Below are 23,715 nucleotides of genomic sequence, written 5' to 3'. Positions count from 1 at the left end.
GGGTTGCGGCAGTGCGAATTGCGGCAACCGATAGGATGGGGAGGTGAGCGTACCGGCTACCTCGGACTGCCCGGGGAATATTCGCACCGCTCACGACATTGTTGGTCACGACAATGCTGCTCACGACGCCGCTCGGTCGTTCGCGACAGCGTCGTTTCACGCTCAGAACCTGTCGGGCCGGAAATCGTCCGGGCCCGCACCGTATCGACTGGCATGGAGGGTCCGAACCGCATGAGTAGTACCGGAGGGCACGTGCACACCGGCGGCGACGATCCGAACAAGGTCGCAATGCTGGGCCTGACCTTCGACGACGTGCTGCTGCTCCCCGCGGCGTCCGATGTCGTCCCGAGTCAGGTGGACACGTCGAGCCAGTTGACGCGCGAGATCCGACTGCGTATCCCGCTGGTCAGTTCCGCGATGGACACCGTCACCGAGTCCCGCATGGCGATCGCCATGGCGCGCGCCGGTGGCATGGGCGTCCTGCACCGCAACATGTCCGCGGAGGTCCAGGCCGCCCAGGTCGAGACCGTCAAGCGGTCCGAGGCCGGCATGGTCACCGACCCGGTCACGTGCAAGCCGACCGACACCCTCGCCGAGGTGGACGCCAAGTGCGCTCGCTTCCGGATCTCGGGTCTGCCGGTCACCGACGCGGACGGATTGCTCGTCGGCATCATCACCAACCGCGACATGCGGTTCGAGGTCGATCAGAACCGGCCGGTCGCCGAGGTCATGACCAAGGCGCCGCTCGTCACGGCCCGCGAAGGTGTCAGTGCCGAGGCCGCGCTGGGGCTGCTGCGCCGTCACAAGATCGAGAAGCTGCCGATCGTCGACGGGCAGGGGAAGCTCACCGGCCTGATCACGGTCAAGGACTTCGTCAAGACCGAGCAGCACCCGAACGCCACCAAGGACCGCGACGGCCGCCTCCTGGTCGGCGCAGCCGTCGGTGTCGGTGACGACTCGTGGACGCGCGCCATGCTGCTGACCGATGCCGGTGTGGACGTTCTCGTCGTCGACAGCGCCCACGGCCACTCGGCCGGGGTGCTGGCCATGATCTCCAAGCTGAAGGCCGAGATCGGAGACCGCGTCCAGATCATCGGCGGCAACGTCGCGACCCGTGCCGGGGCAGCCGCCCTCATCGAGGCGGGCGTCGACGCGGTCAAGGTCGGCGTCGGACCCGGCTCGATCTGCACCACCCGCGTCATCGCCGGTGTCGGCGCGCCCCAGATCACCGCGATCCTCGAAGCCACCGCCGCGGCCGCACCGCACGGCGTCCCGGTGATCGCCGACGGTGGTCTCCAGTTCTCCGGCGACGTCGCCAAGGCCCTCGCGGCCGGCGCGTCCACGGCGATGCTCGGTTCGCTGCTCGCCGGCACGGCCGAATCCCCGGGCGAGCTGATCCTCGTCAACGGCAAGCAGTTCAAGAGCTACCGCGGCATGGGCTCGCTGGGAGCGATGCAGTCGCGTGGCGAGGCCAAGTCGTATTCCAAGGACCGCTACTTCCAGGACGACGTCCTCTCCGAGGACAAGCTGGTGCCCGAGGGTATCGAGGGCCGGGTCCCGTTCCGTGGTCCGCTGCAGCAGGTCACCCACCAGCTCATCGGCGGTCTGCGCGCGGCGATGGGATACGCCGGGGCGTCGACGATCGAGCAGCTGCAGAAGGCGCAGTTCGTGCAGATCACCGCTGCGGGACTCAAGGAGAGCCACCCGCACGACATCACGATCACCGCGGAGGCACCGAACTACGCGGCCCGCTAGGCCGCACGTTCGATCCACCGCCGGTCGTTTCCCCTCTCGTCCTCGTCCGTGACGAGAGGACCGACCTCACACGAGAAAGGGGCGCGCGTGCGCGACCTCGTTGAAATCGGCATGGGCCGCACCGCCCGGCGCACCTACGAGCTGGACGACATCGACATCGTGCCGTCCCGCCGGACGCGGTCCTCCAAGGAGGTGTCGACGGCCTGGCAGCTCGATGCCTACCGATTCGACATCCCGCTGCTCGCGCATCCCACCGACGCCCTGGTGTCGCCGAAGTTCGCCGTCGAACTCGGCAAGGCCGGCGGTCTGGGTGTCATCAACGGTGAAGGTCTGTGGGGCCGGCACGAGGACGTCGAGGCGGAGATCGCCAAGCTCGTCGAGCTCGCCGAGACGAATCCGGATCCGAGCGCGGCGGTGGCGTACCTGCAGAAACTGCACGCGGCGCCGCTGCGTCCCGAGTTGCTCGCCGCCGCGGTCGGCGAGGTGCGGGACTCGGGCGTGACGACGGCGGTGCGGGTCAGTCCCCAGAATGCGCGTGCGCTGACCCCGGACCTGATCAAGGCGGGCATCGACCTTCTCGTCGTTCAGGGCACGATCATCTCCGCCGAGCACGTCGCGCACGGTGAGGACGAGCCGCTCAACCTCAAGACGTTCATCTCGGAACTCGACGTTCCGGTCGTGGCCGGCGGCGTGAGCGATCACCGCACGGCCCTGCACCTGATGCGTACCGGTGCGGCAGGCGTCATCGTCGGCTACGGCTCCACGGCCGGCGCCACGACGACCAGCGGTGCTCTCGGTATCGGGATCCCGATGGCCACCGCGATCGCGGACGCCGCCGCGGCACGTCGCGATTACCTGGACGAGACCGGGGGCCGCTACGTGCATGTCATCGCCGACGGCGACATCGAGACCGCCGGCGATCTCGCGAAGGCCATCGCCTGCGGTGCCGACGCGGCCGTGCTCGGGGCGCCGCTCGCGGTGTCCGCCGAGGCGCCGGGACGCGGCTGGTACTGGCCGTCCGTCGCGGCGCATCCGTCGATGCCGCGCGGTTCCGTGCTGCAGGTCGAGGTCGACGACGAGCGTCCCGGCCTGGATCGGGTGCTCGGCGGTCCGTCGGACGACCCGTACGGTTCGCTGAACCTCGTCGGCGGGCTGCGCCGGGCGATGGCGAAGTCCGGTTACTCGGACCTCAAGGAGTTCCAGAAGGTGGGTCTGTCGGTTCGCGCCTGACGGGTGACTTCCGCTTCCGGTGGCCGGATGTCGGATCGGTTCGTGTGAAACGGATCGACTCGGCGTCCGGCCGTCGTCGTTTGTGCCGTCGTGGTGCGCGGCGCCCGCCGGAGTGCACCACCTGGGGTTTCCGGTACGCGCGGTAACGGTTAGGTCATCCTTGTGGCAGCTGTCACAGAACCGGGGTGCATACTGGCGAGTAACAACCAGTCTTCACGGGTGGAGGTACTCCGATGGGTAAGCAGCGCGAGACGGACTACGACGTCCTCGTCGTCGGATCGGGCTTCGGTGGCAGCGTCACGGCGTTGCGTCTCGTCGAGAAGGGATACCGCGTCGGGGTTCTCGAGGCGGGCCGGCGCTACGCGGACGCGGATTTCGCGAAGACCAGCTGGGATCTCAAGCGTTTCCTGTGGGCCCCGAAGTTCGGCTGCTTCGGCATCCAGCGCGTACACCTTCTGCGCGACTGCCTCATCCTCGCCGGCGCCGGCGTCGGCGGCGGATCGCTCAACTACGCGAACACGCTCTACAAGCCGCCCGCGTCGTTCTTCGAGGACAAGCAGTGGGCACACATCACCGACTGGCACGACGAACTCTCCCCGTTCTACGAGCAGGCCCGCCGGATCCTCGGTGTCGTGACGAACCCGCACATGACCCCCGCCGACGACGTGATCAAGTCCGTCGCCGACGACATGGGAGTGGGCGACACGTTCATCCAGACACCCGTGGGCGTGTATTTCGGGGAGCCCGGCCGCACCGTCGCCGACCCCTACTTCGGTGGGGTGGGGCCCGACCGCACCGGTTGCATCGAATGCGGCGAGTGCATGACCGGCTGCCGGCACGGCGCGAAGAACACCCTGGTGAAGAACTATCTCGGCCTCGCCGAGAAGGCCGGCGCCGAGATCGTCCCGATGACGACCGTCACCGGTCTGCGGGAGACCGCCGACGGCACCTGGGAGGTCGCCACCGAACGGACCGGGGCATGGCGGCGGAAGAACCGGCGCACTTACACCGCCGGTCACGTCGTGCTCGCCGCCGGAACCTGGGGCACCCAGCACCTGCTGCACCACCTCAAGGACACCGGCGCGCTGCCCGAACTGTCGGATCGGCTCGGCGAGCTGACCCGCACGAATTCCGAGTCGATCGTCGGCGCCGGCAGGATGTCCGTCGACCCCGACATGGACCTGACGCGCGGGGTGGCGATCACCTCGTCGTTCCACCCGACCTCCGACACGCACATCGAGCCGGTCCGCTACGGAAAGGGCTCGAACGCGATGGGTCTGCTGCAGACCCTCATGACCGACGGCGGCGGACGCACCCCGCGGTGGGTGAAATTCCTGATCCAGGTCGCGAAGAACCCGGTGCAGATGGCCCGGATGCTGTCGGTCAAGGACTGGAGCGAGCGGACCATCATCGCGCTGGTCATGCAGAACCTCGACAACTCCATCACCACTTACACGAAGAAGGGGTTCTTCGGCCGCCGGGTCACCAGCAGGCAGGGGCACGGCGAACCGAATCCCACCTGGATTCCCGCCGGGAACGAGGCCACCCGCCGCATAGCGGAGAAGATCGACGGCGTCGCCGGCGGCACGTGGGGAGAGATCTTCAACATCCCGCTGACCGCGCACTTCCTCGGCGGCGTGGTCATCGGCACCGACCGCGACCACGGCGTCATCGACCCCTACCACCGGGTGTTCGGTTACCCGACGCTCAGCGTCGTCGACGGTGCCGCCGTCTCCGCGAATCTCGGGGTGAACCCGTCGCTGACGATCGCCGCGCAGGCCGAACGGTCCGCGTCGCTGTGGCCGAACAAGGGCGAGAACGACACTCGTCCCGCGCAGGGCGAGCCGTACCGCCGGCTGGATCCGGTCGCCCCGAAGAATCCGGTGGTGCCGGCGGGTGCACCCGGTGCGCTGTCGCTGCCGATCGTCGAGATCCGCAGCGGTTCGGAATCGGGCGTGGCCTGACCGGCGTTCGTGTGACGGGGACCGCCGCTTAGACTGTTCGGGTGTCGCAAACCCAGCAGTCCAGGCCGGTCCTCGTCGTCGACTTCGGAGCCCAGTACGCGCAGCTGATCGCTCGTCGCGTCCGTGAAGCGAAGGTCTACTCGGAGGTCGTGCCGCACACGGCCACCGTCGAGGAGATCGCAGCCAAGGAGCCGCTCGCGGTCGTGCTGTCCGGCGGCCCGTCCAGCGTGTACGAGGACGGCGCGCCCCGGCTCGACCCGAAACTGTTCGACCTGGGGGTGCCGGTCTTCGGTATCTGCTACGGCTTCCAGGCAATGGCCCAGGCTCTCGGCGGCACGGTCGCGCACACCGGCAGCCGGGAGTACGGCCGCACCGAGATGTCCGTCAGCGGCGGCGTCCTGCACGACGGACTGCCGGCGACGCAGCCGGTGTGGATGAGCCACGGCGACGGCGTCACCGCCGCCCCGGAGGGATTCGAGGTCACCGCGTCCAGCGCGGGCGCGCCGGTCGCGGCGTTCGAGGATCGCGCCCGCCGTCTCGCCGGCGTCCAGTACCACCCGGAAGTTCTGCACTCGCCGCACGGTCAGCAGGTGCTCAGCCGCTTCCTGCACGAGATCGCCGGCATCCCCGGCGCGTGGACGGCCGCGAACATCGCCGATGCCCTCATCGAGCAGGTGCGTGAGCAGGTCGGCGACGGCAAGGCCATCTGCGGGCTCTCCGGCGGTGTCGACTCGGCGGTGGCGGCCGCGCTCGTACAGCGGGCCATCGGTGACCGTCTCACGTGCGTGTTCGTCGACCACGGTCTGATGCGCGCCGGTGAGCGCGAGCAGGTCGAGAAGGACTTCGTCGCCGCAACCGGCGCCCGGCTGGTCACGGTCGACGCCGCGGAGACGTTCCTGCGCGAGCTGGCCGGCGTGTCCGACCCGGAAACCAAGCGCAAGATCATCGGCCGCGAGTTCATCCGTTCCTTCGAGGGCGCGGTCTCCGAGGTGCTCGGCGAGAGCGCCGCGCAGGGTGAGACCGTCGACTTCCTCGTCCAGGGCACGCTGTACCCGGATGTCGTCGAATCCGGCGGCGGATCCGGAACCGCGAACATCAAGAGCCACCACAATGTCGGCGGTCTGCCCGAGGACCTGCAGTTCGAGCTGGTCGAGCCGCTGCGCCTGCTGTTCAAGGACGAGGTCCGTGCCGTCGGCCGGGAACTGGGCCTGCCCGAGGAGATCGTCGGACGGCAGCCGTTCCCGGGCCCGGGCCTGGGTATCCGCATCATCGGCGAGGTCACCCAGGAGCGCCTCGAGATCCTGCGGCACGCGGATTCCATTGCGCGCGAGGAGCTCACCGTCGCCGGCCTGGACGGCCAGATCTGGCAGTGCCCGGTGGTGCTGCTCGCCGACGTCCGCAGCGTGGGTGTACAGGGTGACGGCCGCACCTACGGTCATCCGATCGTCCTGCGCCCGGTCTCGAGCGAGGACGCGATGACCGCGGACTGGACGCGCCTGCCCTACGAGACGCTCGAGCGGATTTCCACCCGCATCACCAACGAGGTCGCGGAGGTCAACCGCGTGGTCCTGGACGTGACGAGCAAGCCGCCGGGAACGATCGAGTGGGAGTGATCCTCCCGTAGACGCGACTGCGCCCCACGGACCGGAGCTGTGATACTCCGAGAATCCGTGGGGCGCAGTTCTTTCAGTGTCTGCGGCAGGATCGTTTGCCGGGTGCGAACAGCAGGGCCGCGCCCACGGCCACGGCGACGGCCACGAACACCCAGCGGAACTCCACGTTCGCGAGGGGATCCAGGGAGAACGGGCCGATCAGTGCCCAGCCGCTGACCGCGAGTGCAGCGATCGCGGCGAGCAGCAGCAGGATCGACGGGCCTCGCCGGTGCGGCCGTGTCGTGCCGGTGTCCTCGGAGCCGGATCCGGTGTGGTCGGTGTCGAAATCAGCCACGGTGCACCTCCGAGTTTCCGAATGCGGTGTCGATGTCGAGGGTCAGGACGGGGCCGCCGCGGCCGTCGGCGCCACCGTCGAAGCCCTCGGCGGGGCACGGCGAGGACGCACGTTCGGTACAGGTGATGTCGACATCCAGGTTCGCCGGCAGGAAGATCTGGGCGTTGCCGAACCGGTTCTCGACCGCGACGGTGCGGTTCTCGGTGAGGTCCAGTCCGCGTAGATCGAGCTGGAGCTCGCCCATCTGGACCGCGTACTCGGGTTGCAGCTCACCGATCGTGCGGGGTGCGTGCTGTTGCTGGCCCCACCGCGAGGTGTCGATGGGCCCGACGAGTGAGGCGAGCACCACGAACCCGATGAGCGGGCCGGTCACCACCAGCAGGCCGTGGCCGCGGTGCAGGAACGCACCGAGCAGCAGTCCCAGTCCGACGACGGCGAGGGCGATCGCTCCGATCCGGGCCGGTGTCAGCCACTCCAGTCCGGTGGCGGCGGCGACCGCGCCGGCCGCGGCCGCGGCGAGCACGGCCAGGCCCAGGATCGTGGTCGTCAACCGCGACCGCGGCTGCTTCTGCTCCGGCACGGGTGTCCGGGCCGGCGCCGGTTCGGGAAGGTCCCACGCGAACGGTGCGACGCCCAGCGGGTCCCAGGCCGGCGGCGTCGCCGTTCCCCCGAGGAGATCGGACGGGGACCGGGCCGGGTCGGATGGGGGCACCGCGGGTGGCAACGACGCGTCCGCCGTGCCGGTACCGGCGGTTGCGGTCGGCTCGCCGGGCGCTGTATCGGTGGCATCGGGGGCCGCGGGCTCGGCCTTGACCCAGAAGTTCGGGTCGGCCGGCGCCGGTCCGGGAGCCGCGGTCGTCCCGGCGGCGTACGGTTCCTGCGCGAACGGGGACGAGGTGAATTGCGTCGGAATGTACGACGCCTGCGGGAACGAGAAATCGGGAAACGGATTCTGCTGGAAGGCGACCGACCCCGGCGCCGCGGGCAGCACCGGTGGTTCCGGTCTGCGCAGGTACAGCAGCCACAGGCCGCCGAACATCAGCAGCATGCTCAGGAACCCGGAACCGCCCAGGCCGGCGCCCATCGGGCCGAGCGCGCTCGCGGCCACAGCGAGCGCCACCAGCAGGACGATCACCTTGGTGTTCGAGTCGGCGCTGTGACCGCGCCCGACGAGGGACTCGACGGGGGAGACCGTGTCGCCGTAGCGGGCGAGAAGAACCCAGCACGCCAGGTACAGGACGATGCCGGCACCCCCGAAGAGGGTGGACACCACGAACGCGATCCGGATCAGTACCGGGTCGACGCCGTACCGAACTCCGATGCCGGCGCACACACCGGCGACGTGGCCCTGATCGGGCATGCGCACCGGGCGGGTGCGCCACATGTCCGAAAGCTGCTCGTGGAAGCTGCGCGAGTTCATGGACTCATCCTGTCGCCCGCGCGGCGCCCGCACATCAGGGGCGAACCCTGATCTTCGGGACCTGTGACCACCCGGGGATCAGGGTCGATCCCCGATGCCGGGGTGGTCGCTCACGTGCCAGTATCGAATATGTGCAGCCGGTAGCAGACCTTCCCGTGCCCGTCCCCCGACTCGAACGCCGTGTCGGAGGCCGTGTCGTGGGCGGCGTGGCCGGTGGTCTCGCCGACCATCTCGGCGTGGACGTGATGAAGGTGCGGGTCGCGTTCGCGGTGCTCGCCGCGCTCGGCGTCGGCATCGTCGCATACGGCCTGTTGTGGGCGTTCGTGGCGCAGGGTACGGACACCGAGCCGCCCTCGGCCACCGAGCGCCGCCGCGCCCTCGGCCTGGCGGTCATCGGACTGGGACTGGCCGCGGGGTTGTCCTGGCTGCTGAACGGGGGCGCGGCATCGGTGATCGCGCCGGTCGTCGTGGTCGCGGTGGGTGCGGCTCTGGTGTGGCGCGAATTCGACGTCGACGGGCCACGTTCGGTCCTCGGGTTGCCGGCCCGGCCCACGGTTCTGACGTGGGCGCGGGTCCTCGGCGGCCTGACCCTCATCGTCACCGGTCTCGGCGTGGTGATCCTCGCCCAGGTCGACGTCGCCGCGTTGCGGTCGTCGTTGCTCGCCGTGGTCGTGACCCTCCTGGGGGCCGGGCTGCTGTCGGTTCCGCTGTGGGTCCGTATGTGGCGGGCACTCGAGCAGGAACGCGCAGCCCGCGTCCGCAACGAGGAGCGGGAGGAGATCGCGTCGCATCTGCACGATTCGGTACTGCAGACGCTGGCGCTGATCCAGAAGCAGGCCGGTGACGCGCAGGAGGTGGTGCGGCTGGCACGCAGCCAGGAGCGGGAGCTGCGGCGCTGGCTGTTCGGCGGCGGGGAGAGTCCCCGCACCAGCCTCGCCGAGGCGCTGCGCACCATCGCCGGTGAGGTCGAGGACCAGCACGGGATGTCCGTCACCCCGGTGATCGTCGGTGATGTCGCGCCCGGCGACGACGACGACCTGACCGCCGAATCGTTCACCGCGGTGCTGGGGGCGACCCGCGAAGCGCTCGTCAACTCCGCCAAGCACGCCGGGGTGGACAGTGTCGACCTGTTCGCCGAGGTCGAGCCGGCCGAGGTGGGCGTGTTCGTCCGCGACCGCGGGGTGGGCTTCGATCCGGAGGTGGTCCCCGACGACCGGCAGGGACTGGCCAAGTCGATCCGGGCGCGGGTCGAGCGGCGCGGTGGCCGGGTGGTGGTGAAGTCGGAGCTCGGCAAGGGCACCGAGATCCGGATACACATGCCTCGCGGCGGTTCGGCGCCCACAGTGGACACGCCCCTAGAGTGGCAGGAGGCCGAACCCCAACCCGAGGAGCACACTCAGTGACGTCGACCGGCGCCCCCACTTCACCTGCCTTCCGTGTTTTCCTGGTCGACGATCACGCCGTGTTCCGTTCCGGGGTGCGCACGGAGCTGGGCCGTGAAGCGGACATGGAGATCGTGGGGGAGGCGGGCGGTGTCGCCGAGGCCGTCGCCGGGATCGACGCCAGCCGTCCCGATGTGGTGCTGCTCGACGTGCACATGCCCGACGGTGGGGGAGTCGCAGTGCTCGGCCGCATCGCGCCCGGGCCCGTGTGCCTGGCGTTGAGTGTCTCGGACGCGGCGGAGGACGTCATCGCGGTGATCCGTGCCGGCGCGCGCGGATACGTCACCAAGACGATCTCGGGTACCGAGCTGGCGGACGCGGTCCGGCGGGTGGCCGGGGGCGACGCGGTGTTCAGCCCCCGCCTGGCGGGGTTCGTGCTCGATTCGTTCACCGGGCGGTCCAGTGTGCCCGAGCCGCCGCTGGATCCCGAGCTCGATTCGCTGACCCCGCGAGAACTCGAGGTGCTGCGGCTGCTCGCGCGGGGTTACACCTACCGGGAGATCGCCGAGGAACTGGTGATCTCGGTCAAGACCGTGGAGACGCACGCGTCGAACGTGCTGCGCAAGACCCAGCAGTCGAACCGCAACGCGCTGACCCGCTGGGCGCACCGGCGGCGCATCGACTGAGACCGATCGGGGTCGCCGATCGGGCCGATCAGGCCGGCTCGGGTCGTAGTACCCGGACGATCATGTCGACGATGCGCTCGAGCGGCCGCTGCCGGCTCGGCGTGGAGGCAACGCTGTTCCGTATCCAGACGGCGCCGATGAGCAGGTCGAAAACGTCGTCGGGGTCGAGCGCGGGGTCGACGCTCCCGGGCGCGGCGGCACGCAGGATCTCCCGGAACTGCGGTCGTGCCGACATGCGCAGCTCCTCCGCGGCAGACGGGTGCTTCGTCGACGACCGATGGTGGGCGAGGACGCCGGCCGCTGCGGCACGGGCCGGTGGTGTACCGAAGATCGCGACGTAGGCCCGGACGAATCGGCGGAGGTCTCGGCGGAGGTCGCCGGTGGGCGTGACCTCGAGCGGTGTCGTGTCGGGAAACGCGGCGTCCTCGATCAGTTCGATACGGGACGGCCAGCGCCGGTAGATGGCGGAGGCGTGAATGCCGGCGTGCGCGGCGATCGCTTGGATCGTCGTCGCCTCGAAGCCGCGTTCCACGAGCAGTGTGCGTGCGGCGGCGAGGGCGCGTTCGTCGATAGCGGTGTCGCGGGGGCGTCCTGCGCGGCGGGGGAACTCGGCCATGCGGCAATCGTAGTGACCGATGATGCGCCCGGGCGGCCTGCCACGAACTCTCGTAATTTCAGGAGATGGTCTTCTGGAATCGAGGGCGAGGCGCCAGCGTTACCGCAACGGAAGGGCGTGGATCTGCAGCGACAACCCGGCCGGGGGCTCGCCGTTCGGATCGCTGAGCCGGCGGGACGCGGTGCTCGCCGTGAGCCGGACGCCGCGCGCTGACCCGCGGGGAACGGGTCAGGACACGAGGAAGCTGATGACGAGCGCGGCCAGGAGCGCCACGACGATCAGCGCGACCATCGCCGCCATCGCCAGCGGCGCGTAGGCGACGAGTCGTTCCTTGGGGTCCTCCGGCACGGGCCCGTCCGGGAGCAGCCGGGTCAGCAGGCCGGCCGGCCGGGGGATCCCTCGCGAGGGCGACACCGGGGGCGGTGCGGGCCGGTCCACGAACGAGCCGCGGGACCGAGGTCCGGCGATCGGGGTGGAGCGTTGTGCCCAGGTGGGAATCGAGCCGTCCGCGGACTGGATGGGACGACCGCGCAGTAGTGCGGGATTCATGCCCGGCCCGAGCGCCACCGCGGCGAGCCGGTCGCGAGCCTGCGCCATCGTCGGGCGGCGGGCCGGGTCGGGTTCGAGCATGGCGAGCAGGATGTCGGTGAGGGGACCGGTCCGGGTCGGCGGGATGATCTCGGCGCGTGCGACGCGATGCAGCAGTGCGATCGAGTCGGCTTCGAAACCGAACGGGGGCTGACCCTCGACGGTCGTGTAGAGGGTCGCGCCGAGGGAGAACACGTCGCTGGCTTCGGTGGGGTTGTTGCCGCGCGCCACTTCGGGAGCGAAATACGCAGGGGTCCCGGCGATCACACCGGAGTGATCGGAGTCGCCCTTCGCCATGGCGATGCCGAAGTCGCTGATCTTCACGACACCGAGGTCGTTGCCGCGTTCGGCGACGAGGATGTTGCCGGGTTTGATGTCGCGGTGCACGATGCCCGCGGCGTGCGCGGCGGCCAGGGCGTCGGCGATGTCCGCCCCGATCTGCGCGACCTCGTGCGGTGGCAGGGTCTCGACGGCGTTCATCACCTCGGCGATGCTGCGGGACGGAAGGTATTCCATGACCAGCCACGGTTCGCCCGCGTCGAGGGCCACGTCGTACATTCCGATGGCGTGCTCGTGGGTGAGTTGCGCGGCGATCCGGCCTTCGCGCAGCGTGCGGCGCCGCACCTCGTCGGCGGCATCGGGGTGCAGGTCGGCGATGGAGACGACCTGTTTGACGGCGACGTCGCGGCCGAGCCGGGTGTCGCGGGCGAGCCAGACCGCGCCCATTCCGCCGCCGCCGAGCTTGGAATCGAGCCGGTAGCGTCCGGCCACCAGGTGATCCGGGCCTACGACCCTCCCTACTCGTTCCTGTTTCGACACCTTCACGAGAGTAGTGGATGCGCGAGGTGTTCCTCCGCTTGACGGCCGGCCCCGGCATCGGGTCTACTGGAAAGGTTCGAAAATATGTTCGACAGTTGTGACTGAACCGCGTCTTCCCCGTGGTGTCGGTGGGCCGTGTGCGCACGGCCGGCAGATGACGAAGGGGTGCATGTGGGTGAGCTCGCCGAGTTCCCGCTCGACGGTGCGGAAAGACCGTCCCGGCAGGAGCGGCTCGAGTCGCTGCGACGGCGGATCGCCGCGATACCCGCGCGCGGGGAACCGGAACGGGCCGCCCCTGCCGACGTTCCCACGGGGCGGCTGCTGCCGGTCCCGGCGCCGCTCGCCGATGTGCTGCCCCAGGGCGGTCTCGTCCGGGGCTCCGTCGTCTCCGTCTCCGGCGCCACGTCGTTGCTGATCGGGATTCTCGCCGCGGCGACCGCTGCCGGGGGGCACGCCGCCGTGATCGGTCACCGCCGGCTGAGTCTGCTCGCCGCCGCGGAAATGGGAGCGCAGTTGCAGCGGGTCGCCGTGATTCCCGATCCCGGTCCCGATCCGGTGGAGATCGCGGCGGTTCTGCTCGACGGCATGGACCTGGTGATCCTCGGTCTCGGAGGAATCTCGGTGCCGCCGTCGCGGACCCGGGCCGTGGCCGCCCGCGCCCGCAGCAAGGGGGCTGTGCTGATCGTCGTGGACGGCCGGTGGGACGGGGCGCAGGTTCGGCTCGACGCGCAGGTCAGCGGCTACGAGGGGCTCGGAGCGGGTCGTGGCCGGTTGTGCGGCACCCGGCTGGCGGTGCGGGCCCAGGGGCGGGCGTTCCCCGCACGGACCACCCGGATGGACGTGTGCGCCACCCGTACCCGGATCGAATGGACGCGCGCCGACCGGGTCGATTCGTCGCGCCGGTCCGGCCGTCCGGTGGCGTTGTGAGCGCCCGCGAACCGGCACGGGTGCTGGCGCTGTGGTGCCCGGACTGGCCCGCCGTCGCTGCGGCTGCCGCGACGGACCTGCCCGCGACCGAACCGGTCGCGGTGGTCTCGGCGAACCGGGTGGTCGCGTGCTCGGCGACCGCTCGTGCGGCCGGGGTGCGTCGCGGCCTGCGGCGGCGCGAGGCACAGGCGAGATGCCCGGAATTGTTTGTGCTGCAGTCGGATCCGAGTCGGGATGCGCGGCTGTTCGAACCCGTGGTGGAGACGGTCGACGCGACCGCTCCCGGTGTGGAGGTGCTTCGTCCCGGTCTGGTGGTGCTCGCCGCCCGCGGCGTCGTCCGCTGGTTCGGTTCGGAGGAGGCGGCCGCGGAACGACTGGTCGACGAGGTCGCCGCTCTCGGCGTCGAATGTCAGGTGGGGGTGGCCGACGAACTGTCCACCGCGGTGTTCGCGGCCCGCCGCGGAACGCTGGTCCCCTCCGGTCGGGGATCGGAATTCCTTGCGCCTCTGCCGATTTCCGAGCTGGCCGTCGAACCGTCCCTGGCGGCACCGGAACGCGAGGAACTGGTCGACCTGCTGCGTCGCCTCGGGTTGCGCACGATCGGAGCCTTCGCCGCGCTCTCGCCCGGGGATGTCGCCTCACGTTTCGGTACCGACGCGGTCGCGGCGCACCGCACCGCCCGAGGGCATCCCGAGCGGCCACCGTCCGGCCGGGCGCTGCCGCCGGACCTGACCGTCGAACAACGCTGTGACCCGCCGCTCGAACGGGTGGATACGGCCGCCTTCGCCGGGCGCGCTCTCGCCGAACTGCTGCACGTGCGGCTCGCCGCCGCCGGGGTCGCGTGTACCCGGCTGCTGGTCGCGGCGCGCACCGGTAACGGCGAGGAACTGGCGCGCACCTGGCGTTGCGCCGAACCGTTGACCCCCGACGGCACCGCCGACCGGGTGCGCTGGCAACTCGACGGCTGGCTCACCGGGCGGAGCAGGGACCGGCCGACCGCCGGCATCGAGGTGCTGCGACTCGAACCGGTGGAGGTGGTGTCGGCCGGTGCGCTGCAACCGGGATTGTGGGGTGGTGTCGGCGACGAGGACGAACGGGCCCGCCGTGCGCTGGTCCGGGTGCAGGGACTGCTCGGTGGGGAGGCGGTGCTCGTGGGAGTGCTCAGCGGCGGCCGGAGCCCGGCCGAACGCATCACCCTGGTACCGGTCGGAGACGAGCAGATCCCCGCGTCGGACCCGGAGGCGCCGTGGCCCGGCCGGCTCCCGCCCCCCGCCCCGGCCATGGTGCTGACCGCCCCTCCGCCGATCACGCTGCTCGACGACGCGGGAGCCGAGGTCGCGGTGACCGAGCGGGGTCTGCTGAGCGCGGCACCGGCACATCTGCGGTGGGGAAGCCGCGGGTGGCCGGTGGTGGGCTGGGCCGGACCGTGGCCGGTCGACGAGTACTGGTGGGATCCGGCTCAGGCGCGGGCGGTGGCGCGCCTGCAGGTGCTGCTCGACGGGTCGCGGGCACTGCTGGTGATCCACACGGCGGACGGCTGGAAAGTGGAGGGGGTCTACGACTGAGTAGGCTCGACATCCGTGGAAACCGTGTTGACAGTCGAGCCGAACGGGGTGGCGATCGCCTACCGCGACTCGGCGCCGAGCGCCGGCACGCACCCCGTTCCGGTGGTGCTGGTGCACGGCATGGGCGGCGACAGCCGCACCTGGGACCGTTTTGCGCGCAGCCTCGTCGCCGCCGGACGCCGGGTCGTCGCCGTCGACCTTCGCGGACACGGACGCAGTGGCCGGGCCCGGTCGTACCTGTTCGGGGAGTTCGCCGCCGACATCGCCGGCTTGTGCGATCACCTGAACCTCGGCACCGTCGACCTGGTCGGTCATTCGCTCGGCGGCCGGACCGGGTCGCTGATCGCGCAGGATCGCCCGGACCTGGTCCGCCGTCTCGTGCTCGAGGAATCGCCGCTGCCGCTGCGCACCGGCGATCCGATCCCGGTGCTCGCGTCCCGCCGGCCGACCGCCGCGGAACTGTGGCATGCCACGAGCAGCCTGGTGCGCAATCCGCGCGCGACGATCGCGTTCGACCGGACCATGACCGCCTCGGCGATCGAGCAGTTCCACACTCCGGATCAGCAGTGGTGGCAGCGTCTTCCGGACACCGCCGTCCCGACCCTGTTCCTGCGCGGTGCGCGGCCGGGCAGCCTGGTCGATCCGCGACTGCTCGCCGAGGCCGCCGCGGCACTCCCGACGTGCACGGTCCGCGACATCATGTGCGGGCACAGCATCCACCGGGACCGTTTCCGTGACTTCGAGGCAGCGGTGCTGCCGTTCCTCATGGACTGACCGTGCGGATCGCGACGTTCAACATCAACGGCATCCGCGCGGCGCAGCGACGCGGATTCGAGGACTGGCTGCGCGAACGCGACCCCGACGTGGTCGCGTTGCAGGAGGTCCGCGCCCCGGCCGCGGCGATTCCGCCCGGCGTGTTCGGCAAATACCACTTCACCTACGACGAGGGCACGCTCGCCGGCCGCAACGGTGTCGGCATCCTGACCGCGCAGCCGCCCACGGCGGTGCGCACCTGGAGCGGGACCGCGTTGCTGCGGGCGCCCGGCGAGGAACATCTCGATCGGATCGAACTCGAACCGGTGCCGCTCGCGCGCGGGCTGGGGGAGTTCGCCGGTCAGGGCCGGTACATCGAGGTCGACCTGGCCGACGCGCCGCTCACCGTCGCGTCGCTGTATCTGCCGAAAGGCGGCCTTCCGGCGCATCTGCAGAAGCCGGGGCGGATGCGGGAGGCGCCGGACGGCGGCGCCCGTTACGACCGCAAGATGCGGTTCCTCTCCGCGTTCGCGCGCCAGTTGACCCGGTCGCGCCGCGCGGCCCGCGCGCAGGGCCGGGAACTGCTGTTGATGGGCGACCTCAACATCGCGCACACCCGGTACGACGTGCGGAACTGGCGGCGCAGCAACCAGGCCGAGGGGTTCCTGCCGGAGGAGCGGGAGTGGTTCGACTCGCTGCTCTCGCCGCGCACCCTCGTCGACGTCGTCCGCAGCCGGCATCCGGGCGTCGACGGGCCGTATTCGTGGTGGTCGTGGATGGGGCAGTCGTTCACCGGCGACGTCGGGTGGCGCATCGACTACCACCTCGCCACCCCGGGGCTGGCGCGCACCGCGACCGCGGCGGGCACGGACCGGGAACCGTCGGCGGATCGCCGGATGAGCGATCACGCGCCGGTCGTCGTCGACTACGACATCTGACCTCACGCCCGGAGCCGCTCGAGCCGACCGAGGGGGCCGTTCTGTTCCCGAACGCCACAGAACGTGATATCTCTCTTCCGGAATGTGATTCTGCCGGGGTGGGAAGCGGGTGCGGGGTGGCGACGTACGTTCTGGTGCACGGTGGCGGGCACGGCGGGTGGTGCTGGGGTCGGCTGGCCCCGTTGCTGCGGGCCGAGGGGCACGACGTCCACGCTCCGACCCTGACCGGGCTCGGTGACCGCGCCCATCTGTTGCGTCCGGGAATCGACCTCGACCATCACATCTCCGACATCCTCGCGGTACTCGAATTCGAGGACCTGTCCGACGTGGTGCTCGTCGGCCACAGCTACGGCGGCATGGTGATCACGGGTGTCGCCGACCGGGCTCCGGACCGGATCGGCCATCTCGTCTATCTCGACGCCGCGAGTCCCACGGACGGGCAGTCCCGCCGAGGTGCGGTGTCGCGGGGTCACCGCGCCGGCAGGGAATGTGCGATGAGGGCTTCGGCGGCATCCCTGGCGTGGTGGGCCATCTCGGGATCGCCGCAGATCGCGGACGTCGTCTGTGCGCCCTCGGCGAGAACGGCGAGCTGGATGCCGAGCGCGCCGCTGCCGCCCGCCTGCTGGACCAGCTCGGACATCAGCTGCTGGAAGGCTCGCTTGTGTTCCCGGGCCGCGTCCGCCACGGCGGGGTATGTCGCGCCGAGCTCGCCGAAGGCGTTGACGAAGCCGCAGCCACGGTAGTCGTCCTGTTCGAACCAGTCGAAGAGGAAGTCGTAGACGGCCAGGATCCTCTCGCGCGCAGTGGGGGCGGCGTCGACGGCGCGCGCAATGCCGCTCTCCCACATCTGTCGTCGGTGTTCGAGGACGGCGAGCACCACGTCGCTCTTGGACGGAAACGTGGTGTAGAGGCGCTTGAGGGAGACATCGGCTTCGGCGCGGACCTGTTCCATGGTGACGGACTGGATGCCCTGCCCGTAGAAGAGCCGATCGGCGGCCTCGACGATCCGGACACGGGACTCGGCAATGTCTTTCATCGGTGCTCCTTGCGCGGAGAATGAAGATTCTCTACTCTAGCAACCACCGGTGGAGAATGAGTATTCTCCGTCGGGGCCGAATGGCCCGCTCACTTCGCGTCCTGGAAAGGCGAACTCATGCCGTACATCACCGTGGGATCCGAAAACACCACCGACATCGACCTCTACTACGAGGACCACGGCACCGGGCAGCCGGTCGTCCTGATCCACGGCTACCCCCTCGACGGGCACTCCTGGGAGAAGCAGAGCGCTGCCCTGCTCGCCGCCGGCTACCGCGTCGTCACCTACGACCGCCGCGGCTTCGGACGGTCCAGCCAGCCGACCGTCGGCTACGACTACGACACCTTCGCCGCCGACCTGAACGTCGTCCTGGAAACCCTCGACCTGAACGAGGTCGTGCTGGTGGGATTCTCGATGGGCACCGGCGAGGTCGCTCGCTACATCGGCCGGTACGGATCCGCGCGGGTGGCCAAGGCCGCCTTCCTCGCGTCGCTCGAGCCGTACCTGCTGCAAACCGATGACAACCCGGACGGTGCGGCCCCGCGCGAGTTCTTCGACGGCATCGTCGCCAAGGTCGAGAAGGACCGGTACGCGTATTTCACCGAGTTCTACGCCGGTTTCTACAACACCGACGAGAACCTCGGCACCCGGCTGAGCGAGGAAGCGCTCCGCAACAGCTGGAACGTCGCGGCCGGATCCGGGGCGTACGCGGCGGCCGCCGCGCCGCTGACATGGTTCACCGACTTCCGCGACGACATCCCGAAGATCGACGTGCCTGCCTTGATCGTGCACGGCACCGCGGACAACATCCTGCCGATCGACGCCACCGGCCGCGCCTTCGCACGGCGGCTGCCCGCGGCCGAGTACGTCGAGATCGAGGGCGCACCGCACGGTCTGCTGTGGACCCACGCGGACGAGGTCAACGCGGCGTTGCTGTCCTTCCTGGCCGGCTGACCGGCATCCCACGATGCGAGGAGCGGTTCTGCCCCACCGGCCGAACACCGGTGAGGCAGAACCGCCCGCAACTCACCGGAGAGCCGGGACGTCGCCCGCGAATCCGGCACGCGGCCCGGCACGTCGTGGTGGGCACTAGCATCGTGCGCATGGCTCTCACCGGATCGGATCGTCGGCTCCTCGGCTCGGCCGTGGTGTTCGTGGTTTCCCAGGTCAACATCGCCCGCGTCCTCGGGGCCACCGCCCCGACCGTGGGCACGATCCAGACCACGTTCTCGGCGGCGAAGTACCGGAAGATCCTCGACAACCTCGAACCCGAGGACCTCCGACGCTACCGCCGGCACTACTACTGGGACATGGTGCACCCCTTGACTTTTGCGGTCGCATTGCGCGCCGGTGCGCGAGCCCTCGCCGACCGTCGCCCGCTGTCGCCGGGCACCCGCCGGACCCTCGCGGTGGCACCGGCGATCGCGGCGGCGGGCGACTACGTCGAGAACATCGCGGGGCTGTACCTGCTCGACCACCGCGACCGCATCGACGACACCACGGTCCGCGCCGCATCGACGATCAGCGTCACCAAATGGGTGCTGGCGCTCGGCTGCTTCGCCTATCTGTCCCAGGGATTCCTGCGGGTGTGGACCGGCGCCGGGCTGCGGCGCCTGCGCGGCGAGAAGGGCTGATCCCGTGCCTGCCCCGGAACTGCCCGTCGAGCACTTCCCGGACCGCGACGCGCTCGACGCCTGGCTGCGCGCCCATCACTCCGACTCGGACGGGATCTGGGTCGCGCTCGCCAAGAAAGCGTCGTCGAAGACCTCGGTGACCCGCGACGAACTCGTCACAGAACTGTTGCGCTACGGCTGGATCGACAGTCAGGCCCGCAGCCTCGACGACGATTTCTCGCTGCAGCGCATCACCCCGCGGCGGGCACGCAGCCCGTGGTCGCAACGCAACCGGCAACTCGCCGAACAACTCGAGGCGGACGGCAGACTGGAGCCTGCGGGGCTGGCGGAGGTCGAGCGGGCCCGCGCCGACGGACGCTGGGACCGCGCCTACGCCGGCCAGGCCACCGCGCAGGTCCCGCAGGACTTCCTGGACGCGCTCGCGCAGAACGCCGACGCGCAGGCCTTCTACGAGACCCTCGACGGCCGCAACCGCTACGCGATCGTCTACCGCCTGCAGGACGCCAAGCGCCCCGAGACCCGGGCGCGCCGGATCGAGAAGTTCGTCCGGCAACTCGCCGAGGGCCGCCGTTTCCACGAGTGACCGCACCGGCGACAATGGCCGGGTGACCATCGCCGCCCCGATCTGCTCCGCGCTGTCCGTCCCCGAGGAACCGCTGCCCGGCACCGCCGCCGCGGCACCCGGGTACGTGTGTCTCGAGGTTCCCTCCGGGTGGGGCCGGGACGTCCTCGACGGCACCGCGCTGGGAACCGAGCTCGCCGCGGAACTGTCCGTCCGCGCGGACAGGGCGGGAGTGCGGGTCCTGTTCATCCGTCGTCCCGGCCGCGACGTGGAGCGCCCGGCCCGCACGGTACTGATCGCCCGCACCGAACCCGGCGGCACGTGGTGTGAACGCCTCGAGATCACCGAACCCGCCGAACTGCTCGACGTCGTGCCGCGGGTGGTCGCCGGACCGGCGCCCGGTCTCGGTTCCGCGGTGACCGACCCGATCGTGCTGGTGTGCGCGCACGGCAAGCGCGACCAGTGCTGCGCGGTGCAGGGGCGTCCGATCGCGGCCGCGCTCGCGGAGCAGTTCGGCGACACGGTGTGGGAGTGCTCGCACACCGGCGGGCACCGCTTCGCGCCGTCGATGATCCTGCTTCCCACCGGCTACACCTACGGACGCCTCGACGCCGCGCACAGCGCCGACGCCGTCCGTGCCGCGGTCGCCGGCGAGGTGTACCTCCCGGGGTTGCGGGGACGCAGCACGTGGACCGCGGCCGGTCAGGTCGCAGAGATCGCGGTGCGCGAACTCGACGCCGCGGGTAGCGAGGTGGCCCCCGGTATCGACACGGTCACCGTCGACGAGGCCGCCGCACCGATCGTGCGTCACCGCGACGGCCGTACCTGGCGCGTCGATGTCGAGGAACACGAGCTGCCGCCCCGGCCGGCGAGTTGCGGGGCCGCTCCGAAGCCGGTGCGCCCGGTGATCGCGTCCAAGGTCACCGCTCTGTAACGCGTGACGTGCGCCTCATCCGGCGTCGTGGATTCGAGGCCGGGACCGTGTGGCTCCTAACCTGAACCGTCGTGTCCCGTACCGAGAACCGCCGTCCGACCGGTGCTGCCGACCTGCCGATTCCCGCCCCCGCGGCGCCGTGGCCCGCGATGGTCGCAGTACCCCACTCGGTACGGAAGTGGCCCGGGGTCGCGCGTGCGGCCGCGACGGTGGCGATTCCCGGGCTGGCCGGTGTCGCCGCCGGAGCCGGACCGGCGTCCGCGATCGCGACCATCGGGGCGTTCGCCGTCGTCTACGGCGAGTCCCGGCCCTACCGGGTGCGGTGGCGGGCGGTGGCGATCGTCGGATGCGTACTCGTCGCGTTGGCCGGGCTCGGCGCCGCGATCGGCGCGGTGGTGCACCGGGCCGTCGCCGCCGGCGGATCGGCATGGTGGCCGATGCTCGTGGTGCTCACCATGACGGTGACGGTCGCGGCGTGCGCCTTCGTCGTCGATGCGTTGCGACTCGGTGCGCCCGGCGCGTTCCTGATGCTGCTGACCCTGGAGATCGCGTCGTCGCTGCCCATGATCGGGGTGTCCGCCGCCGCGATCGTGGGGTGGGCGGCTGTCGGTGCCGGCACCGCGCTGGTGGTGGCGATGTCCGGCGTCCTCGTCCGTCCGCGCACTCCCGAGCGGACGGCGGTGGCCGCCGCGGTGGCCGCGGTCGAGGCCGTGGAGGAGGAGAACACGCCGGCGCACCGCCGCGCTGCGGTGCACGATCTGCATGCGGCGTGGCAGTGCCTGCACGACGCCGGGCTCGTCGGCTCGCAGCATCCGTTGTTCCGGGCCCTCCTGGCCGCGCACGCACGATGCGCGACCGTGCTGCACGGCGTCGATCACCACGAGGCCGACCCCGAGGACGACTTCCGTCCCCAGGTCCCGCTGCGCCGGCCGTCGGCGCGTCACCGCCTGGCGCGTGCCGCGCACCCCGGCGGCCGGTCCGTGGCGGTCGTGGTGCGGTTGCTCGTTGCCGGCCCCGTGGCCGGGGGAATCGCGGTCGCGGCAGGCCTGGGCCGGCCGGACTGGGCGGTCATCACCGCGGCGATGATCCTGCACCAGGGCCCGGACCGGATCCTCGGCACCTATCGGGCGGTGCACCGGTTCGTCGGTACCGTCCTCGGGCTCGCACTGCTCGCGGCGCTGTCGATGTTCGATGTGCGCGGCGCCGCCTTCGTCCTCGTGCTCGCCGCGATGATGGCGGGCATCGAGGCGTATCTGGTCCGCAACTACGGGCTCGCGATGGTGTTCATCACTCCGCTCGCGCTGCTCCTCGGTGCGCTCGGCACCCCGGGGAATCTCGTCACGTTGTCACTGGAACGCCTCGTCGAAACCGTCATCGGCGTGGTCGTCGCGCTGGTGGTCATGTGGGGTGTGCTGCCGCGGGCCCACCGCCGGATCCTCGCCCATGCGGACGGCCGGGTCGCCGGAACGATCGACCGGATCCGCGCTGCCGGCGACGCTCGTGAGCTGGCCGAGTTGCGCCGCGACCTCGAATTCGATCTACACGCCTCGACCACCGCGGCGATCATCGCCGCTCACACCGAACCCGGCTGGACCGCGAGCCGGTGGACGGAGCACCGCCGCCTGCACGAGCGCGGCTACCGGATGCTGACCGGCTGCTGATCACGGCCGATCAGGACGCGCGCAGACGGGCCAGCGCCGCCTCGCGCCGCTTCCACAGCACGGTCTCGTCCGCCACGACGATCACCACCGGTGCCGCCGCGACGATCAGCAGGCAGATCGGCACCGGAACCCCCAGCGCGCCCGCCCCGACAGCCACGCCGAGAACCGCGAGCGCCGCGGCGGTCGTCCCGAGAATTCCGCGGTCGACACCGACGAGCCGGCTGTACAGGGCGGTCAGGGTCACCAGGTATACCGCGACGGGGATCGCGACGGTCGCGAGCACCGTCATCGTCGACACGTGCGACTCCCGTTCGAGGTGGTACGCGGCCACGTGCAGTCCCGCACCGACGGCGGCCAGCGCCGCGAACACCAGGATGTGCCCGTATCCCCAGCCGAACGACCGCGACCTGTGATGGTGCAGGGCGTCGCCGAACGGGTACTGGAAGTACACCCACCACAGGCCGAACGTGAGGCCGACCCCGGCCAGTCCGGTCACCGCGGCCGTCACATCCCAGCCCTGCAGATCGACGACCGCGCCGAGCGAGGCGACCGTCCCGACGATCACCTCGCCGAGCGCGATGATCGTGAGCAGGCTGTACCGCTCGGCGATGTGATGCGGGTGCCAGGGCGTCCGTGTGGTGCGTTCACCGAGAACGGGACCGAGCAGTTCGAGGAAGATCAGCGGGATCGTCAGCAGGAACGTCTCCCACACCGGGACGTCGACGAAGATCAGCACGATCCAGCCGAGCTGCGCGACCGACACGAACCCCGCGTAGGTCAGCGCCGTGCGGCGCAGCGCCTCGTTCTGCTTCGCCACACGCAGCCACTGGCCGACCAGCGCCACGCGCATCACGACGTATCCGAGCACCACGACGCGGTTGTCCAGATAGTCGCCGCCGTCGACCGACGCGAACATCGTCGGCAGGCCCAGTGCCAGGATGAGCACACCGAGCATCTGCAGCATCGTCGCGATGCGGTACAACCAGTCGTCGGTGTCGAACGCGGAAGCGAACCAGGCGAAGTTCACCCACGCCCAGCACACCGCCCACATCGCGAACCCGAACGCGAGGATGCCGGAGCTCAGGTGCCCCTCGGCGATCAGGTGCGCCACCTGGTTTCCGGCGACACCGAACGCGATGACGAACGTCAGGTCGAGCAGCAACTCGAGCGGGCTGGCGACGCGGAACGACTCGCCGGGATCACGACCACCCATCCGCCGGATGCGATGCGGGGAACGGGGAGCGGGGGGCGTGTCCAAGAAGATCTCCCGGTCGAGGGGAAGGGGGCGTGCCGATGAT

General features: G+C 70.6%; 21 protein-coding genes and 1 pseudogene. 16 read left to right on the top strand and 6 right to left on the bottom strand.

Annotated features, from left to right (window positions below; translation table 11 throughout):
• Positions 1–231 precede the first annotated feature (231 nt).
• The 4 genes from guaB (at position 232) to guaA (ending at position 6,562) form a co-directional block, all read left to right on the top strand.
• Positions 232–1,755: an IMP dehydrogenase gene (guaB, locus tag A8G15_RS00855; RefSeq protein ID WP_068154480.1), complete on the top strand. Its 1,524-nt coding sequence runs from the start codon at positions 232–234 to the stop codon at positions 1,753–1,755.
• Positions 1,756–1,842: 87 nt separating this feature from the next.
• Positions 1,843–2,985 (top strand): GuaB3 family IMP dehydrogenase-related protein, encoded by a 1,143-nt coding sequence (locus A8G15_RS00850; protein WP_068154360.1) that lies wholly within the window; start codon positions 1,843–1,845, stop codon positions 2,983–2,985.
• A gap of 233 nt (positions 2,986–3,218) precedes the next feature.
• Positions 3,219–4,949: an FAD-dependent oxidoreductase gene (locus A8G15_RS00845; protein WP_068154358.1), complete on the top strand. Its 1,731-nt coding sequence runs from the start codon at positions 3,219–3,221 to the stop codon at positions 4,947–4,949.
• 41 nt (positions 4,950–4,990) lie between these two features.
• Positions 4,991–6,562, top strand: coding sequence for a glutamine-hydrolyzing GMP synthase (gene guaA / locus A8G15_RS00840; protein WP_068154357.1), 1,572 nt, complete (start codon positions 4,991–4,993; stop codon positions 6,560–6,562).
• Positions 6,563–6,635: 73 nt separating this feature from the next.
• Here the strand turns inward: guaA and A8G15_RS00835 are convergent, their stop codons facing one another.
• Together A8G15_RS00835 and A8G15_RS00830 are read right to left on the bottom strand one after the other, a co-directional pair.
• The gene (locus tag A8G15_RS00835) at positions 6,636–6,896 is read right to left on the bottom strand and encodes a hypothetical protein (RefSeq protein ID WP_068154356.1); all 261 of its coding nucleotides are present in this window, start codon (positions 6,894–6,896) and stop codon (positions 6,636–6,638) included.
• A complete protein-coding gene (locus A8G15_RS00830) occupies positions 6,889–8,316 on the bottom strand; it encodes a PspC domain-containing protein (protein ID WP_082899573.1) in 1,428 nt (475 codons plus the stop codon). Before A8G15_RS00830 ends, A8G15_RS00835 begins: the two co-directional genes overlap by 8 nt.
• A 131-nt stretch (positions 8,317–8,447) precedes the next feature.
• On the opposite strand from A8G15_RS00830, the gene A8G15_RS00825 reads away from it, so the two are divergent.
• Together A8G15_RS00825 and A8G15_RS00820 are read left to right on the top strand one after the other, a co-directional pair.
• Positions 8,448–9,719: an ATP-binding protein gene (locus tag A8G15_RS00825; protein WP_068154352.1), complete on the top strand. Its 1,272-nt coding sequence runs from the start codon at positions 8,448–8,450 to the stop codon at positions 9,717–9,719.
• Positions 9,716–10,384 (top strand): response regulator, encoded by a 669-nt coding sequence (locus A8G15_RS00820; RefSeq protein ID WP_068154350.1) that lies wholly within the window; start codon positions 9,716–9,718, stop codon positions 10,382–10,384. The genes A8G15_RS00825 and A8G15_RS00820 overlap by 4 nt, the downstream gene beginning before the upstream one ends.
• A 28-nt stretch (positions 10,385–10,412) precedes the next feature.
• Here the strand turns inward: A8G15_RS00820 and A8G15_RS00815 are convergent, their stop codons facing one another.
• Together A8G15_RS00815 and A8G15_RS00810 are read right to left on the bottom strand one after the other, a co-directional pair.
• Complete coding sequence (locus A8G15_RS00815) at positions 10,413–11,000, bottom strand: TetR/AcrR family transcriptional regulator (RefSeq protein ID WP_068154348.1); 588 nt, start codon at positions 10,998–11,000, stop codon at positions 10,413–10,415.
• Between the two features lie 228 nt (positions 11,001–11,228).
• Positions 11,229–12,407, bottom strand: a complete 1,179-nt coding sequence (locus A8G15_RS00810) for a serine/threonine-protein kinase (RefSeq protein ID WP_068154478.1) — start codon at positions 12,405–12,407, stop codon at positions 11,229–11,231.
• Between the two features lie 171 nt (positions 12,408–12,578).
• Between A8G15_RS00810 and A8G15_RS00805 the strand changes: the two genes are divergently transcribed.
• From A8G15_RS00805 to A8G15_RS29560, 5 genes and pseudogenes are all read left to right on the top strand, one after another.
• Positions 12,579–13,334, top strand: a complete 756-nt coding sequence (locus A8G15_RS00805; protein WP_068154347.1) for a hypothetical protein — start codon at positions 12,579–12,581, stop codon at positions 13,332–13,334.
• Complete coding sequence (locus A8G15_RS00800; protein ID WP_068154476.1) at positions 13,331–14,899, top strand: Y-family DNA polymerase; 1,569 nt, start codon at positions 13,331–13,333, stop codon at positions 14,897–14,899. Before A8G15_RS00805 ends, A8G15_RS00800 begins: the two co-directional genes overlap by 4 nt.
• A 15-nt stretch (positions 14,900–14,914) precedes the next feature.
• Entirely contained in the window at positions 14,915–15,673 is a 759-nt protein-coding gene (locus A8G15_RS00795) for an alpha/beta fold hydrolase (protein WP_068154346.1), read from the top strand.
• A 2-nt stretch (positions 15,674–15,675) separates the two neighbouring features.
• Entirely contained in the window at positions 15,676–16,590 is a 915-nt protein-coding gene (locus tag A8G15_RS00790) for an exodeoxyribonuclease III (protein ID WP_068154344.1), read from the top strand.
• Positions 16,591–16,688: 98 nt separating this feature from the next.
• Positions 16,689–17,066: pseudogene (locus A8G15_RS29560) on the top strand (alpha/beta fold hydrolase); the annotation flags it as partial.
• Here the strand turns inward: A8G15_RS29560 and A8G15_RS31625 are convergent.
• The gene (locus A8G15_RS31625) at positions 17,060–17,626 is read right to left on the bottom strand and encodes a TetR/AcrR family transcriptional regulator (protein ID WP_068154341.1); all 567 of its coding nucleotides are present in this window, start codon (positions 17,624–17,626) and stop codon (positions 17,060–17,062) included. The pseudogene A8G15_RS29560 and the gene A8G15_RS31625 sit on opposite strands and share 7 nt — an antisense overlap.
• 117 nt (positions 17,627–17,743) lie before the next feature.
• On the opposite strand from A8G15_RS31625, the gene A8G15_RS00775 reads away from it, so the two are divergent.
• The 5 genes from A8G15_RS00775 (at position 17,744) to A8G15_RS00755 (ending at position 22,417) form a co-directional block, all read left to right on the top strand.
• The gene (locus A8G15_RS00775) at positions 17,744–18,580 is read left to right on the top strand and encodes an alpha/beta fold hydrolase (RefSeq protein ID WP_068154339.1); all 837 of its coding nucleotides are present in this window, start codon (positions 17,744–17,746) and stop codon (positions 18,578–18,580) included.
• A gap of 149 nt (positions 18,581–18,729) precedes the next feature.
• The gene (locus tag A8G15_RS00770) at positions 18,730–19,260 is read left to right on the top strand and encodes a hypothetical protein (protein ID WP_068154337.1); all 531 of its coding nucleotides are present in this window, start codon (positions 18,730–18,732) and stop codon (positions 19,258–19,260) included.
• A gap of 4 nt (positions 19,261–19,264) precedes the next feature.
• Positions 19,265–19,843, top strand: a complete 579-nt coding sequence (locus A8G15_RS00765) for a YdeI/OmpD-associated family protein (RefSeq protein ID WP_068154335.1) — start codon at positions 19,265–19,267, stop codon at positions 19,841–19,843.
• Between the two features lie 22 nt (positions 19,844–19,865).
• On the top strand, positions 19,866–20,756 hold the full coding sequence (locus tag A8G15_RS00760; RefSeq protein ID WP_245687663.1) for a ferredoxin family protein: 891 nt from the start codon (positions 19,866–19,868) through the stop codon (positions 20,754–20,756).
• A gap of 149 nt (positions 20,757–20,905) precedes the next feature.
• Complete coding sequence (locus tag A8G15_RS00755; protein WP_082899586.1) at positions 20,906–22,417, top strand: FUSC family protein; 1,512 nt, start codon at positions 20,906–20,908, stop codon at positions 22,415–22,417.
• Between the two features lie 10 nt (positions 22,418–22,427).
• On the opposite strand, the gene A8G15_RS00750 is transcribed toward A8G15_RS00755, so the two are convergent.
• Positions 22,428–23,675, bottom strand: coding sequence for a low temperature requirement protein A (locus A8G15_RS00750; RefSeq protein ID WP_245687662.1), 1,248 nt, complete (start codon positions 23,673–23,675; stop codon positions 22,428–22,430).
• Between the last annotated feature and the right edge of the window lie 40 nt (positions 23,676–23,715).

This window comes from Rhodococcus phenolicus (assembly GCF_001646785.1).
Taxonomy (GTDB): Bacteria; Actinomycetota; Actinomycetes; order Mycobacteriales; family Mycobacteriaceae; genus Rhodococcus; species Rhodococcus phenolicus.
This window is presented reverse-complemented; position numbering and strand designations above follow the sequence as displayed.